Source organism: Nodosilinea nodulosa PCC 7104, from assembly GCF_000309385.1.
GTDB lineage: Bacteria > Cyanobacteriota > Cyanobacteriia > Phormidesmidales > Phormidesmidaceae > Nodosilinea > Nodosilinea nodulosa.
Map to the genome: position 1 here is coordinate 3,025,825 of NZ_JH976537.1, position 15,845 is coordinate 3,041,669.

At 60.1% G+C, this 15,845-nt stretch carries 11 protein-coding genes; all 11 read right to left on the reverse strand.

From position 1 onward, the window contains the following. Positions 1-54: 54 nt before the first annotated feature. The 11 genes from LEPTO7104_RS36990 to LEPTO7104_RS0114075 all read right to left on the reverse strand — a co-directional run bounded on the left by LEPTO7104_RS36990 (position 55) and on the right by LEPTO7104_RS0114075 (position 15,821). Entirely contained in the window at positions 55-2,982 is a 2,928-nt protein-coding gene (locus LEPTO7104_RS36990; RefSeq protein ID WP_017299214.1) for a methyl-accepting chemotaxis protein, read from the reverse strand. Between the two features lie 60 nt (positions 2,983-3,042). Next, complete coding sequence (locus LEPTO7104_RS0114025; RefSeq protein WP_017299215.1) at positions 3,043-3,636, reverse strand: chemotaxis protein CheW; 594 nt, start codon at positions 3,634-3,636, stop codon at positions 3,043-3,045. A gap of 51 nt (positions 3,637-3,687) precedes the next feature. After that, positions 3,688-4,053 carry a response regulator transcription factor gene (locus LEPTO7104_RS0114030; protein WP_017299216.1) on the reverse strand — a complete coding sequence of 122 codons (366 nt, stop codon included), beginning with the start codon at positions 4,051-4,053 and terminating at the stop codon, positions 3,688-3,690. Positions 4,054-4,112: 59 nt separating this feature from the next. Next, positions 4,113-5,315 carry a response regulator gene (locus tag LEPTO7104_RS33845; RefSeq protein WP_017299217.1) on the reverse strand — a complete coding sequence of 401 codons (1,203 nt, stop codon included), beginning with the start codon at positions 5,313-5,315 and terminating at the stop codon, positions 4,113-4,115. Positions 5,316-5,533: 218 nt separating this feature from the next. After that, complete coding sequence (locus LEPTO7104_RS0114045) at positions 5,534-5,815, reverse strand: hypothetical protein (RefSeq protein ID WP_017299219.1); 282 nt, start codon at positions 5,813-5,815, stop codon at positions 5,534-5,536. A gap of 488 nt (positions 5,816-6,303) precedes the next feature. Beyond that, the gene (locus LEPTO7104_RS0114050) at positions 6,304-6,807 is read right to left on the reverse strand and encodes a hypothetical protein (RefSeq protein ID WP_017299220.1); all 504 of its coding nucleotides are present in this window, start codon (positions 6,805-6,807) and stop codon (positions 6,304-6,306) included. Positions 6,808-6,816: 9 nt separating this feature from the next. Then, on the reverse strand, positions 6,817-9,867 hold the full coding sequence (locus LEPTO7104_RS0114055; RefSeq protein ID WP_017299221.1) for a hybrid sensor histidine kinase/response regulator: 3,051 nt from the start codon (positions 9,865-9,867) through the stop codon (positions 6,817-6,819). 117 nt (positions 9,868-9,984) lie between these two features. Beyond that, on the reverse strand, positions 9,985-13,461 hold the full coding sequence (locus tag LEPTO7104_RS33850; RefSeq protein ID WP_017299222.1) for a GAF domain-containing protein: 3,477 nt from the start codon (positions 13,459-13,461) through the stop codon (positions 9,985-9,987). A gap of 226 nt (positions 13,462-13,687) precedes the next feature. After that, complete coding sequence (locus tag LEPTO7104_RS33855) at positions 13,688-14,203, reverse strand: chemotaxis protein CheW (protein ID WP_017299223.1); 516 nt, start codon at positions 14,201-14,203, stop codon at positions 13,688-13,690. After that, complete coding sequence (locus LEPTO7104_RS0114070) at positions 14,200-14,586, reverse strand: response regulator transcription factor (protein ID WP_026072699.1); 387 nt, start codon at positions 14,584-14,586, stop codon at positions 14,200-14,202. Before LEPTO7104_RS0114070 ends, LEPTO7104_RS33855 begins: the two co-directional genes overlap by 4 nt. Before the next feature lie 194 nt (positions 14,587-14,780). Next, entirely contained in the window at positions 14,781-15,821 is a 1,041-nt protein-coding gene (locus LEPTO7104_RS0114075; protein WP_026072700.1) for a response regulator, read from the reverse strand. Between the last annotated feature and the right edge of the window lie 24 nt (positions 15,822-15,845).

Genomic DNA, 15,845 nt, shown 5'->3' on the forward strand with positions numbered 1-15,845 from the left:
ATCCCCTCATCCCCTCATCCCCTCATCCCCTCATCCCCCCATCCATCCCCCCCGCTAGCTCACGGTGAATCGACCTACCTCTTCCTGCAAGGACTGGGCTACGGAGCGCAGCTGGTCAAAGGCGTCGGCGACCTGGTTGGCAACGCTGGAGTTTTCGCTGGCGGTGGTGGCCATGCTGGTCATGGTTTCGCGGACGACTTTGGAGGCCTGGGACTGGACGACGGTGGCGTCGGCGATCGCGGCCACCAGAGCGCTAATCTGACGGCTGGTGGCGGTGATTTGGTTAAGGCTCCGGCGGGTTTCATCGACTAGCTGGGTGCCGGTGACCACCTGCTCAGTGCCGGTTTCCATGGCGATGACCACGGCGTTGGTTTCGGCCTGAATGCTGGCCACCAGCTTTTCGATTTCGGTGGTGGCTTCGGCTGACTGACGGGCCAGCTCGCGCACTTCCTCGGCCACTACCGCAAAGCCCTTGCCCCCTTCCCCGGCGCGGGAAGCCTCAATGGAGGCGTTGAGGGCGAGCATGTTGGTCTGGGCCGCGAAGCTGCTGATCAGGTTCACCACGTTAGAAATTTTCTGGGACGATTCGCCCAGACGCTTCACTTTTTTTGCGGTGTCGGCCACGGTTGCGCGAATGGCCATGATGCCGTCTACCGTGCGATTCATGGCGTCGTCGCCTTGAGCTACGGTTTGCTCCGCATCGAGCACCGCCGCTTCGGCTTTTTCGGCATTGGTGGCTACCAGCTGCACCGAGGTAGCCATCTCCTGAACGCGATCGAGAGTGGCCAGAATGTCGGCGGCTTGTCGATTGGCGGACTCGGCCAGGGTGCGCACGGAGGTTTGGCTGGTGTCGGTGGTGGTGGCCACCTGGTGGGAGGCATTTTTGACCTGCACCACAATTTTGCGCAGGTTGGCAATGGTGGCGTTGTAGGAGTCGGCCAGGGTGCCAATTTCGTCTTCGGTGACCTTGGCCCGCACGGTCAGGTTGCCCTGGCTAACCGGGTCTACATCCATGAGCAGTTGCAGTGCGCTGCGCTGGAGGCCTTCTTTAATCTGCCGCTGCTCGTCTGCCAGGTGCTGGGTTTTTTCGATTAGTTTGACCCGCTCGATCACCAGACCTAGCTGTAGCCCGATCTGCTTGAGAAACTCAATTTCAGAGGGTTGCCACTGGTGGCTGGTGCGGCAGTGGTGGGTGATGAGAAGACCGTACAGCTGGCCCTGGCTGATAATGGGCACACCCAGAATGGATTTGACCTCAAGGTTGCGCAGCAGAGCCTGGTGTTCGGGGTGAAAGGGGGCGGTGGCGACGTTGTTTTCGAGCAGAATGCCCTCGGCCTGATATTTGTTCAGGGTTTCGGTAGGAATGCACGGATCTCCCAGCTGTTGCTCGTAGGCACTGGGCAAATTTGCCCCAGCGGCTTCCGCTACAATTGCCCCGCTCCAGTCGGAGTTGAACTGGTAAATCACAACTCGGTCAGAGGCGAGGATGTCGCGGACCTCGGCAACCAACTGGTCGTAGATGGGCAGTAGGTTGGCGGAATCAACAATTCTGGTGCCGGTGATGGCGGCGGCCAGGTTAGCGCGGCGGGTGTTGAGGGTTTGCTCACGCAAAGAGCCGCGCACCCGCACCACCAGGTCGTTAAAGGTTTGCGCCAGGGTTTGGGCCTCGGAGGAGCCAACCAGGTCGGCTCGGGCGTCGAGGTTGCCTTGGGACACTTCCTGGGCTTTGCTGGCCAGGGCGTCGAGGGGAGATGATATTGCGCGGGCAATAGTCCCCGTCAGCAGGATGGCTAGTCCTCCCAGCCCCAGGCTCAGTAGCCCCAGGGTGATCAGATTGCGGTGGCTAGCGGCGCTAATTTCGGCGGCATCCATGGAGGCGATCGCCACCCAGTTGAGCCGGGGCACCGTCGCTAGAGCGTACTGTTTGTCGCGGTAGGTAAAGGTTGCAACCAGGCTTTTTGCGCCGCTAGTCGCAGTCACATTGAGGTTTTGGACCGGAAAGGCGGCGTTCAACTGCTGCCTTAGCGCTTGGGTGTCCGTGGACGGTTTGGCCTGGGCCGCCGTGGCCAGATCGGCGGCCAGTTGCCCCACCACCTCGCCCCCGATCAGGGTTAGGGATTGAGACGTCAGGGCCGTTTCTTTCCCCTGGTTGTTGAAGGTGGCCAGGACGTAGCTAGAGGCTGGTTCGAGCAGCTGCACCTGCTGGGAGCCTTGAATACTGACGCTGGCCAGATACCCGTTGAGCTGTGCAAACTCGGCGGTGGGAATGAAAAATTTGACCACGCCTAAAAATTCGCCGCTGCTGGGATCGCGAATGGCCTGGCTAAAGTCGAGGCCTACCTGAAAGGTAGAAGCATCGTAGCCTGGCTGGCTAAACCAAAACCCGTCGCGTTTGGCCAGTTCCCACCAGTCTTCTCCAGCCTGAACAAAATCGGAGGGAGGGTTGCTATAGCCCACGTTGAGGCCGTTGGCCTCAGTGACAATGATCTCGGCAAATTGCTTGGTTTTGGCGGTTTGGATGAGGTAGTCGTTAAATCCAGGGTTGGTAGCCAGCTGCTTGGTCGCCCTAAAGCGTGACTCTAGCTGGGCTTCAGGTATTTGCATCAGGTTCAGGTCTGCCGTCAGGCGGCGATCGCGGCGTACCTTGGCTAAAATCACCGGATTTTGGGCAAAAATTTGGGCGAAGGCAATTTGATCGTCCAGCTTGCTGCCGCCGACTTCGCTGGCGAGCAACGCCTGCCCCCGCAGCGACTGTTCGAGGGTATCGCGGGCGCGGCTCTGGGTCAGGCTGTAGGTGACAAGGCTGCCTACAAATAGCGGTAGCAGACTTAGGGGCAGCACCGTTGACAGGAGCTGCTGCCGCAGACTGCGACCCGCTAGATAGGGTCTGGTAAAGCGCTTGGCTGGGAACGCATTGCCGGAGCTGGCCTCGGCGCCATGGGTCTGCTGCTGGGGGTTCGGCAGAGAAGGGGCTTGAGTCATAGGAAATAACCTGAAAGATTCAACTAAATTGCTGGGGGCAAGGGTGATGCAGCCCGTGGGTCAGGGCCACGGCTGGGCCATAGCCGATAAAATTGCCGAGCCGTCTAGAATGAGCGGCAGCGGGTGCTGGCCCGACGCGCAGCACCCCTGCAGAAACGGCAAAAGGCTGGGCGCGATGTGGGCTGGCAGCGGTTCGGAGGCTGGGGCTGGGTAGGTCACCATAGCCTCTACGGCACTCACCACTAGGCCCAGGGTGGGCGGCGGCTCGCCGATGGTCAGGGGCGCTGAGGTGGGCGGCTGGATCACGACGACGGTATGTTCGGTAGCGGCTTTGGCCTGCTGGTACCAGGGCACGAATCCCAAAAAGTGTCCCAGGTCGGCTATCCACAGCAGGCTGCCTCGCCAGTTGTAGATGCCCATTACCCAGGGGGCCATTTCAAACATCGGCACCACATGGCTAGGGGCCAGCCGCATGATTTCGACCAGGTTAGACCCTGGCAGCAGCAGTAAATTGCCGTTCACGGTGATCTGCAAAAACTGTTCTTCGGAGGCCGCAGGCGGTTCACCCTCAGCTCCAGGGGGGGCTGGCAAAGGCGGGGCGGCGGCGTTTTCGGTGGCGGAGTCGTCAGCGGCGATCGCGGCTTCGAAATCCATAGCTCGGGCTCCATATTGATTGAGGATGAATCGCTGGATGCGGGCAGCCCGCTAGAGCTTGACCCACTGATTGACGGCCTGGAGGAGCTCGTCTTGATCAATGGGTTTGGCCAGGTAGGCGTCGGCGCCCTGCTTGAGGCCCCAAAATCTATCCATCGCTGTGCCCTTGGTCGAGCACATAATCACGGGCACCTGGTTAGTTGAGGCGTCTTCTTTCAGCTCTCGGCAAATTTCAAAGCCGCTGCGATCGGGCAGCACTACGTCGAGAATAATTAGATCAAAGTGATGGCTTTTGATCTGCTCAAAGGCTTCTTCGGCGCTCTTGGCGGTGAGTACAGTAATGCCGCGATCGCGCAGGCAGAGGGTCAGTATTTCTTTATCGGTAAGGCTGTCTTCAACTATTAGAACTTTGCTCATGAATACACCTTAGAGGGAGGATAAATTTGGGCAAATAGAAAGCAATTGAGAATGAAATCTTAGGGTTTGGAAGGCGAGAGATGCTTATGAATAACGGAAAAAATTACAACTGGCTCCATCGGCTTGCTTAAAAAGTCGGTGGCCCCAAGCAGGCGAGCCCTCACCTGATCTACCAGGCCATCGTTGCCGCTGAGAATGACAATGGGGGTGTCTTTGAAGCGAGAAATCTTGCGCAGGCTGCCGCATATTTCATAGCCATTGGTGTCGGGCATGACCAGATCTAAAAAGATGAGATCTGGCTTTTGGGCCAGCAGTATTGGTATGGCCTTAGCCCCCTCGGTAATGGGCAAAAAATCGTGCCCCGCCGCCCGAATCACCTGCCCCATGGCTTTACAAACCATGGGGCTATCGTCAACACAGGCAATTTTGAGAGGCCGATGATCCCCCTGAACGCGACTGCCGATCGGCGGATCAGGCCTGTCTATAGCCGGAAAATCGGCCACCTCGACTAGCCTGATCCACCCAGATTGAAAGTAGGGCTGTAGTGCCTGGGTGAGATTGAGCACGTCTTGCCCCAGCTTGACCGCCAGGTCGCGCAGGCTGCGCTGTCCATCGAGCAGCTGCATCAGCGAGGCGTACACCCTGGGCGACACCTGCTCTCGAATCGGTTCGGGGTGCTGAATTATCGGCGCCAGGTTGGGCGAATAGGTTTCGAGCCCAACCTCTAGCCAAGCCTCCCAGAGGGCTGTCACCGAGGGCAGTAGGGTAGGGCCGTCATCCACAGAGATAGGCAATGTCCTGGGGTCGAGCGCAGGCTGCCGAATTAAGAGATATTGGGTGTCGTGGGCCTGCACCACATCGAATAAAATGTCGACCACAACATTGGTGCAGATCGCTCGCAGCGCCTGGAGCGAAAGCTGTTCCTGGCTTAGCCAGCTCTGCATCAGTTGATAATCCCAGCTCTGGAGCCAGCTGGAGTTGGGGGTGGCGGCTAAGGATTTTTGCAGAACCTGATAGCTCAGGGCAGGCTCTGGCCAACGGGCCTGGGCCTGGCGATACCACTGCCGGATGGGGTGCACCCCGCCGCTGCCGTAGACCACCTGACCCCGGTTGAAAAATAAAGTCCACTGCTGCCCGTCGGGGGCGGACCAAACGAGCTGACCGCTGAAATCTGAGCGTCTCAGAACCGGGAAAATTTGAAGTTTTTTGACTCGCAAATAGTGCGCTAGGGGCTTGGGATATTCTGCTGATCTGCCACTCATGCTAGGAACTCAAAAAATAAGACGACAACTGAAGCCCGCGGTATGGCACCTGTCGCTGGGGCTAGGGCAGTCCGATAAAATTGCCGAAGGGCGATCGCAGGCCAGAACTTTTGTAGGCCAGATTTCTGATCTGGCCTTGCAATACATTGACTAAGCTTTCCTAGCCAATCTGGCTGGTGCCGTGGCTGCGAAAACAAGAGTTTCAGCAGTCAAAATTCCTATTGACCTGCCGCAGATGCGTCCTGATTCATGAGTTCTTGTATATGGGCGGGCTGGAGCTGAAGCCAGTCAATGATTTGGGTCAAATTCCAGCCTTTGTACTGCGCGATCGCCCGAATTTGGCTCAGGGTAATCGTAGGTGACGGCTCAGATAGCCAAGATTGAATCACATACCTCGGTATATTTAATTTTGCCCCCAAGGCTTGCTTGCCATGGTGGTTAAGCTCCTGCTTAAGCCACTCCAGCAGAGCACTGGTATTCCAGGGATAGTAGTTTTGCATGGTCAATAATTTAGCTAAGATAGTTGTGATCAAAATTGGGGAACGATTTGATTCAAATAATAAAGATAAAGTGTGACAACTTTGTGACTAAAAGCAGATATAAGGAATCTAAAATAAATTTTTAGAAGTCACTAAAAAACCCTCGGATATTCTCCGAGGGTTTTGCCATTCGACATTAGTTTATCGAATTATAGTTATATTGGTTAGAATATCTAGAAATCCTAAGAACGTTCAAACGTTTGAACGTTCTTGTAAGACATGTCTTAACCAGACGATCTGACGCCACAAAAAGCGCGCGCGGCGATTGAAATCATGACCTGATTGCCCTGAGCCAATCATCCCAACTTCCGTCTTTTGGATCAAGCAATGCGGTTGATTGGCGATGCATTTTGAAGGCATCTTTGTAAATATCAAGCTGATGTTTTTTAAATCAAAAGCTTCCGGTTTTGGATAGGTGGGTTGCCGTATTGCATCAGCGGTGCGGCAGATTAGGGCAGCAGCGCATCTACCTCCAGCAAAAATAGAGGAGGCTCGACCTCGTTGAGAGTGACCAGGGTGCTGATTCCCTGGAGGTGGTTGATCATTAAGTATGTAGCTGGTACTGGGCTAAAGGCCGACTGGCGGGCTCGTTTGAGGCAGGGAATGCCGTCTGTCAGCAGTCCCAGCAGCCCGAAGCGCGGCGAATCAATTACCACAATGGACTGTAGGGAGGGGGCGGGCTGTGCCGCTGCCGCCGATACGGCGCTGTAGCCTGGCAGCAGTGGGGCTGTCTGATACACGCGATCGGCAATATCCATTATGGGGATATTTTCGTTGTAGAGCTGGGCCAGCCCTAGCTGTACCGCCGAAGTTTGGGCGGTAGGCGCAATGACCCGGCGGGCCACGGTCAGGGGCAGGCAAAACCAGTTGTGGCGCAGCTGAAAGGCGATCAGCCGTAGGCTTGGTTCCTGGGCTGGACGGCGGCGATAGCGGGCGAGGGCATTGTAGGTCAAGGGAGCCTCCTAGGACACCAGAGCAGGCTGAATTAAGTCTTCGAGGGTTTTGAGCAGGGTTTGCTCGTTGTAGGGTTTGGTAAAGTAGGCGGCGGCCCCCAGGCTCATGGCCAGCTGGCGGTGTTTTTTGCTGCTGCGGGAGGTCAGCATGGCCACGGGCAGGTTTTCGTGGCCGGTTTCGGCTTTGAGTCGGGCCAAAAAGCCGTAGCCGTCAAGGCGGGGCATTTCGACATCGCAGATGACGGCTTCGACGGCTAACCCGGCCACCAGTTTGTCAAGGGCATCCTGACCGTCTTTGGCCTGAGCCACCTGGTATCCGGCTTTTTCGAGGGTGAGGGCTAGCAGCCGGCGGACGTTAATTGAGTCGTCAATGAGTAGCACAGTGGGTTTACGGGTGGCAGTGCTGGCCTCGTAGCGGGGGCTGTTGGTTAAAAAGGCGGGAATGGGCGTTTCGTCCAAGGTATTGGCACCGGAGGCTTCGCAGCTGGCGATCCAGTAGAGCAGCTCGGCGGTGTTGACCAGGGGCACCACCTGGCCGTCGCCCATAATAGTGCAGCTGTTGAACCCTTTAGGCATGGGCAGGTTGCCCACGACTCGGCGCAGGGCGACCTCTTGCTCGCCCCACGATCGCTCGACTTGCAGTCCCACCCAACGCTGGTTGGCCTGCACCAGCAGCACCGTGGGCTCGGAAATGGCGGGGGTGGTTTCGGGGCTTTCAATCACCACCGGGCAGTTGAACTGAAGCCAGTCGGCGAGCCGCACCAGCTGTACCAGTTCGCCATTCCACTCAAAGCTGTCTCGCCCGGCGGTGGTGAGAATGGATTCGGCGGGCAGGGCCAGAATTTCTTCGATCGCATCCACCGGAAAGGCCATGCGCATGCCCCGGCTCTCGGCAATCAGCACCCGCGTCACCGACAGGGTAAATGGAATCGCGATTGTAAAGGTCGTGCCTTCACCGGGCTGGGTATCGACCCGAATGTCGCCGCGAATGTCCTTGAGCTTGCTGCGCACGACATCCATGCCGATGCCGCGCCCTGACAGGTCGGTGACTTCGCTGGCGGTGCTGAAGCCTGGCTCGAAGATCAGCGACAGCAGCTCCTGGGTGCTGGCGGCGGCGAGCAGGCCTTCGTCAAGGCCCATGTGGCGGGCGCGATCGCGAATTTTCTCCACCGCAATGCCGCCGCCGTCGTCGCGAATGGTGATAATGGTGCGGCTGTTTTGCTGCTGGGCTGAGATGGCGATCGTGCCGACGGCGGGCTTGCCGCGCTGCTGGCGGGTGGCGGCGTCTTCAATGCCGTGGTCGAAGCAGTTGCGGATGATGTGCATGAGCGGCTCTTGCAGGGCTTCGAGCACGTTGCGATCGACCAGGGTGCGATCGCCCCTGAGCTTGAGCTCCACAGGTTTGTCGTACTGGAGCGACATCTGCCGCAGGGAGCGGGGGTAGCGATCGAAAATATCCGCCAGGGGCCGCATGCGCAGCTGGGTCAGGTTTTTTTGCAGCTGGCGCGAGGTTTTGCGCAGGGTGCGGGTGGTTTGCTCGGTGCCGTCGAGGGAGAGCTCGATGTCGGCCCCCACCTCTTGCAGCTGAATAATGGTTTCAATGATTTCGCGAAAGGGCAGGTGCAGATCGCGGTAGTGGTCGAGTTCCAGCACGTCGAACTGCTGGCGCAAAAGGCTATCGGAGGTTTTGGCGGCGGGCTGGGCCGGGGCGGGCAGCAGGGGCTGGTCCTGGGTGGCCACGCGATCGTAGGCGGCGCGCAGATCGCTGTTGACCTGATCGAGGGTCCGCATCCGGGTTTGCAGAGTGCCGACTAGACCCCGCAGGCGGCTGACCTCTAGCTCTAGACGATGGCGCTCGATGGTGAGTTCGCCAAACAGATCGCTGAGCTGGTTGATCTGCTTCACCGGCACTCGCACCGTGCTATCGCTGGCGGCCCTATCGGTTTCACTGGCGCTCTGGCTGCTGGCAGCCCAGGTGCTTCCCTGAGCTGCGCCCTGGGCTGCGCCCCAGCCAGCGGCGGCGGCAAAGGCGTCAGCGGCTGGGGTGGCCTCTGGCCCGGTGCTCTGTGCATCGCCACGGGCGACGCTCTGGTCAACCGTCTGGTCAACGCCCTCCAACTCCGCCAGGTCGTCATCGATATCGATCAGGTAGTCGGGGCGCAGCCCAGGCTCGTCGCCCAGGGGCCAGAGGGGAGCGGTAATGTCGCCATCGGCGAGGGTGGGAATCGGGCTGCCAGCGGGTTCGATCGCAAAGGAGTCGGCTCCGTCGGCAGCCGCTCCCATGCGGGTGGGAATGGCGGTTAGCTGGCCCGTGAGAACCAGGGTCTGGGCCTGCCTCCATACCGCTAGGGCCTCCTGGGCAACGGGGACGAGCGCCTCGTCGACAGCGGCGGTCACCCGATCGGCAACCGACTGGCACAGGCTGACAAACCCCTGGAGCTGAAGCATTTCTCCCAGGCCCCCCAGCTCCTGGGCCAAAATTTGCGTCTCCTCCCGCAGGCAGGGGGACGACTCAGCCAGCGCCCCCTCTAGCCGGATGAGACAGCCCTCGACCTCGCTCTGGAACAGCAGCGGGATAATATCCTGGCCATCCTCCGGGGACAGCATGGAGTAGGCGTCTTCGTCGACTGGGTCGCCCAGGCGATCGTGGAGCTGCTCAAAGATAGGGTTGGCGTGCTGCTCTACCCACGACTGCTCGACCGGGGGCTGGGGCAGGCTGCCCTGGCTGAGGCGCTGGCGCTGGCCCACCATAACCTGGCTGAGGCAGTCGACCGCCGCCAGCAGCAGCTGCTCTAGGGAGTTGTCGATCTCGACTTTGCCGCGCTGCACCTTGAGCACCTTGAGGCTGTCTTCAAGGCGGTGGGCAAAGTCGCTGAGCAGCTGAAACCCCATCAGGGCTGCCCCTCCCTTAATGGAGTGGGCGGCTCGCAGGGCTTCGTTGATGGTGCTGGCCTCGAAGGTTTGGGGCAGCCCCATCAGGTGGGTGCCCAGGGTTTCAAGGTATTCTTGGGCCTCGTCGAGAAACTGAAGCCGAATTTCAAGTTCCTTTGCGTCGGACATGGTTTGGGGAGGGGTAGGGGGGTGCGTGGGTGCGTGGGTGCGTGGGTGCGTGGGTGCGTGGGGGCGTGGGGGTGTGGGGACTTTGTAACCTCGTCACTCCATCACCCCGTTACCCCATCACTCTTCACCGGTCTTAAACGTCCCCACGGTGGCCTGGAGCGATCGCGCCACATCCACGGTCTCCCGCAGGGAGGTGGAGATGTCGCGGGAGGACTGGGAGGTGCGGGTTGACTCCTGGGCGATCGCCTGCATGAGCTGCGTCACGTTCTCAGAGATTTCCACCTGGGAGACAGTGGCGTCAGAAATCGATCGCACCAGGGCGTCGATCTGCTGGGAGACATCGAGAATGCGGCCCAGATTGAGCTTGGCGTCTTCCACCAGGCGGGTACCGGCGACCACCTCGGTGGTGCTCTGGTCCATGGCGTCGACCACCTCGGCGGTTTCGCGCTGAATGGTTTCGACAATCCGCTCAATTTCTTTGGTGGCTTCGGCGGAGCGGGCGGCCAGTTCGCCGACCTCTTCGGCCACTACCGCAAAGCCCTGGCCCTCTTCCCCAGCGCGGGCGGCCTCAATGCCGGCGTTGATGGCCAGCAGGTTAGTCTGCATGGCAATCTGGTTGATCAGCGAGACCGCCTTGGAGATCTGCTGGGACGATTCGCCCAGGCGCTTCACTTTTTTGGAGGTTTCGCCGATGATTTCCCGCAGGGTGAGAATGTTCTGCACGGTCAGATCCATGGCCTGGCCGCTGGTCTCGGCGGTGGCCGAGGCGCTGTTGGCCACCACGGCGGCCTGCTGGGCGCTGCGGGCCACCTGCTGAATGGAGGCGGTCATGGCCTCCACCGAGGCCAGGGTTTGGGTGACGTCGTCGGCCTGGCGCAGGGCCTCGGTGGCGAGGGCCTGGATCGCGCCTTCGTTTTCGCCCAGGGAGGCGTTTACCTGCTCGGCGGAGGTTTTCACCTTGGTGACAATCTGCCGCAGGCTTTCCACAATTGAGTTAAAGAAGTCGGCAACGGTGCCAATTTCGCCAGCCGTGACATCGGCGCGCACGGTGAGGTCGCCGCGGGAGGCCCCTTCGACCTCGCTGAGCAGCTCGACTAGCTGAAGCTGGAGGGCCTCCTGCTTCTGGCGACGCTCCTCGGAAAGGGCCGTAGTTTGAGCGTAGAGTTGGGCCTGCTCTAGGGCGAAGCCCAGCTGCACGGCCACCTGGCGGAAGAAGCTGATCTCCATAGCATCCCAGCTGCGGGGTCTGCTGCACTGGTGGGCGATCAGCAGCCCCACCAGTTCGTCGTTGATGAGAATAGGGGCGACCAGGTTGGCCTTGACGTTGTACTGTTCGAGCTGGCGCAGGTGGCACTCGGTCAGCCCCGCCTCGGCCAGGTTGGACACCGCCTGCACGCGGCCCTGGCGATACTGCTCGATGTATTTTTCTTTGAAGCAGGGGTCGTAGAGGTCGTTGCCAAGGGCGGTGGGCCAGCCCTGCTCGATCGACTCGGCCACAAAGGTGCCCTTCCAGGTGTCGTCGAACTTGTACACAACGACGCGATCGCTGCGCAGCGCCCGGCGGGTTTCGGTGACGGCGGCCCTGTAGATGCGCTCCTGGTCCAGGCTTTCCCGCATCAGAGAAACAATCTCGTTGAGCTGGCGCTCGCGGGCGGCGTTGATCTCCTGCTGTTGCAGCAGGCGGGCCTGGCTGAGGGCATAGCCAATCTGCACCGCCACCTGCTCTAGCAGCTCAATTTCGTCGCTGCTCCAGTGGCGGGGGCGATCGCACTGGTGGACGCACAGCAGGCCAATCAGCTCATCGCCCGCCAGCAGCGGGGCCACCATATTGGCCATTACCTGTAGGTTCTCCAGAATGTCGCAGTGGCATTGGGACAGCTCGGCCTCTGTGCGGTTGGCCATGGAGGTCACCTGACCTGAGTAGTAGCGCTCCAGGGCCTCGGGCGTGAGGGGGTCTGCGATCGATTGGCCCATGGCTCGCTTCCAGCCGCGCCCGACGGCCTCGGCGGTGACATCGCCCGCCTTAAAGTCGGGGTGGAAGCGATAGATCAGCACGCGGTCGACCCCTAGCACTTCCCGCAGCCCCTCAACCGAGGTGCTGAGAATGGTCTGCTCGTTGAGGGACTGACGAATGCGGCCGGTCAGGTCGGCCAGCAGTTTGGCGCGGGTGGCGACGGCCTGCTCTTTTTGGCTCTGGCGGCGCAGCAGGTCTTCGGAGCCGGTAATGTTTTCGGCCAGCTGGTTAAAGGCCTGGGCCACCTGGCCCACTTCGTCGGTGGCAAACACCTCAGCGCGGGCCTCGCGATCGCCCATGCCAAAGCGCCAGGCCGCCTGCTGAAGATTTTTCATGGGCCGCAAAATCGATCGCCCCAGCAGGCCGGCGATCACCACGTCAGCCCCGAGGGCCACGAGCGCGATCAGCAGCTGCAGCCGCAGGCTGTGGCCAATTAAGGCGTTGAGGCTGGCTTCGGAGGTGCCCCGCACCATCACGGCCACCGGCTCGCCGTTGAAGTCTTTGATGGCGCGGGCGGCCAGGGTGTAGGTGGTGCCGTTGATGCGATCGCGGCGGGTCACCTCCCCTGGGCTGGCGGCGGCTTGCTCAATCAGGGCGGGCGAGTCGAGGGGCACGTTGGCGGCGGCCTGATCCAGCTCGGCGTTGTCCCCGGCGTAGAGGCCCGTGGCCAGGTCAAATCCACCGCTGCCGTCGCGCTGATAGATGGCGCTGTAGCCGTTGCCAAAGGGGGCGATCGCCCCCTTTGGCATGTTGTCTTTACCGTTGACAATATCGCCCGACACCAGCGCCCCCACCACTTGCCCAGAGGCCGGATCGCTGACCGGGGTAATCGTGTAGCGAATCAGCGCATCCTGGTTGACAAAGCCCGAGGGCAGGGGCGGGGCTTCGTTGCGCAGCTCATCCCAGCTAACGATGGCGCTGGTTTTGATCTGGCGGGGGTTTTGCAGCACGGTGCCCACCAGGCCGTTGGGGTCAAACTGCTGACCCCGGCGATCGCGGTTGGCATTGGCAATAATGCTCAAATCGTTGCCCACCAGGGTGGCGTACTCAATATTGCGGGCCTTAATTTCGTTCTTTAGAATTTGCTGCACCGCCGCAATTGACCCCGGCGGTATCGCCTCGCCGCGCGCGTGGGCCGCCGCCGCCTCGACAATGGCGCGGTTGTCGGACTGGCCCCTGAAGCCAAACCCCATCTGGTTAATCTTGATGTTGTACTCAATATCGGTGACGGCCAGCTCGGCCTTGGCCTGATTGAGCAGCTGACTGCGACCGCCCACGACGATCAAAAGCGACCCCACCCCCACCAGACCCAGCACAGAAATCACCTCGGAGGTAAACAACCCCGCCATTTGCTTCTGCCGCACGCTGAGGTTGCTGAACCACTGCACCCAGCCCCACTGCGCCTGCTGGGTAATTTTGACCGCGTTTCGCACCTCCGGGCCGTAGGCTACGCCGCGATATATCAACCCGCTGGATTTGTCATCCGGTGAACCTTGGCCATTCTCCATGCCGTTGGGCTGGCCTGGAGCGAGATCTTCATCGGCAGGGGCAGGGGTATAGGGTCGAAAGTCTGTGGTCATGGGTCAACTACCTTAATGAAGTGGCTGTATAAAGCGAACCGGAGTGAGTGGGAGGAACCGCCCAGGCGGCCGGAGCACTGCCCCAGCCAGCGGTCTGAGCTGGCACAAAGAATGGTTGAGATGCTGAAGAATCGCTGATGGTAGGGAGGCCAAGGCCCAAAGTTGACCGGGGCAATGGCGGGTGGAACAGACCCCAGGACCTGTCGCAAAGCCCTAGGGGTAAACGCTAAAGCGCCTGGAGGGCCGGAGCGCGCAGCAGGGCCTCGCCGTCCAGGCTCAGCAGCACTTCTCCCTCCTGCAGCACGCAGCCCCGCAAAAAAGGCACCAGCCCTGGGGGAACATGGGCCGGGGCGGGCTGTAGGTGCTGGGGTGGCAGGCTGAGAATGCCGTCGATGCGGCTGACCCGCAGCCCCAGGGCCACCGTGCCCACCTGCATCTGCACCAGGTGGTACTGCTGGGAGTTGGGGTAGGCGGTGGGCAGCCCCAGCAGCAGGGCCAGATCCACCACCCACAGCACCTGACTGCGGCGGTTGATTAGCCCCAGCAGGGCGGGGTGCATGTTGGGCATCGGGGTAATGCTGGCCGCCGGAGTCGCGATCGCCTCCTGCACCTGGCGCGTGGACAGCAGGGCGGGCTGGTGGCCCAGGCTAAAGCGCAGATAGCTCTGGGTCAGCGGTGCCAGCGATTGGGCCGCCAGGGCTGCCCCCGCAGGCTGAGACTGAATTAGCGATAAATTGCTCATCGGTTGACCCTCATCACCGCCATCACAGACTGCACCAGCTGGTCGCGGGTGTAGGGCTTAGTCAGGTAGGCGTCGGCCCCCTGGCGCATGCCCCACAGGCGGTCGATATCTTGATTTTTGGAGGTGCACAGCACAATCGGTACGTGGGCGGTGGCGGGCTGCTTTTTGAGGCTGCGGCATAGCTCAAAGCCGCTCATGCCGGGCATGACCACATCGGTGACGATGACATCGGGGGGGTGCTGAGCCGCTTTGTCGAGGGCCTCCTGGGCCGTAACGGCACAGATCACCGTACAGCCGCTGTCGCGCAGGTAGTGCACCATTAGCTCCATTTCGGAGGGAGTATCTTCAACCACCAAAACAGTGCCTGCTAGAGTCGCTTGCATAATAAATTTACCTAGGGAATGGATAGGCCACAGCAGCAATAATTCGCGACGCAGTGGTGGTCGAAAATTGCCGCCAGGGCGGGAAAAATTCGTAAAATCTCTGGGCATGCGTCCGGCTGCCCGTCAGCAAAAAGGCGTGATCGGGCTAAACAGGCTGCCCTCAAGCCTCAATTTGCAGACAGCCGTAAGCCCAGCTAATTCAAATATTTAAAGATGAACTTAAGCAGATCGGACTGGTTAAAGGGTTTGGTTAAGTAGCCCGAGGCTCGCACCAGTTTTGCCTTAGCGCGATCGATAAAGCCAGTGTTACTTGTCACCATAATGATGGGCGTGGTTTTAAAGTCTGGGTGACGACGCAGCAGCGAACACAGCTCATAGCCATCCAGGTTGGGCATGGTGACATCCAGCAAGATTAAATCGGGTTTATTGCGAATCACCTGCATCAGCGCTTTTACCGGATCGTCGATCATAATTACCGAGAAGATTTTGTCGTCTAAAAAGCTGTTGATTGCCTGCAAAACGGTGGGGCTATCGTCGATGCAGGCAATGGTGTAGTGGTCCTTGGCCCCCGCTCTAGCCGCACCAATACCCAGACCAGCGACGCCGCTATTGGCCATAGATGTGGCTGGGGGCGCAGCGGGGGCGGCGGTTAGGGTAGCGCCCCCCAGCCGCTGGGTGCCGCCGTTGAGCTGGCTGAAACTGCCCCGACGCTGTTTGAGGCGGGCGTAGCATTCTTCTACCGTGGTGCGCAGGTTGAGCTGGCAGTACCGGGGGGCATTGCCCAGACTGTTGCCTTCGATCAGTTCGTAGCTACCCTGGCGCACCTCCAAAAAGCCTTCCAGCACTTCCTTGGAAATTGTTTCAACCAGGGTTGAGGCCTGATTGTGGTGCAGGTGCTGCTGCTCGACCAGCCAGCAAATGGCCCGATAGTCGGCCAGGCTGGTGGCGGCGGTAGCCTTTTGCTCAAACAAAAGCCGCACCTGCACGCGCACGGCGCTGACCAGGGAGGGCACCTGTAAACTCAGCCGCCGCAGGTGGCCGTCCAGCCGCTCGAAGGCTCGGTCGACTGTGGAAACGTAATTGATTTGTCCCTGGTCTAAACAGATTAGCCAGGTGTTGGTTGGGGTAATGACCTGTAGACAGCCGGTCACCTGCCGACTGCTCACCTGGGCTAGCAGGCTCAGCGGGTGCAGTGGAGTAGGAGAAGATGGTGATGCCATGGGAACGGTGTTCAAGAGCGATGGTTGCATAGCGGTTCA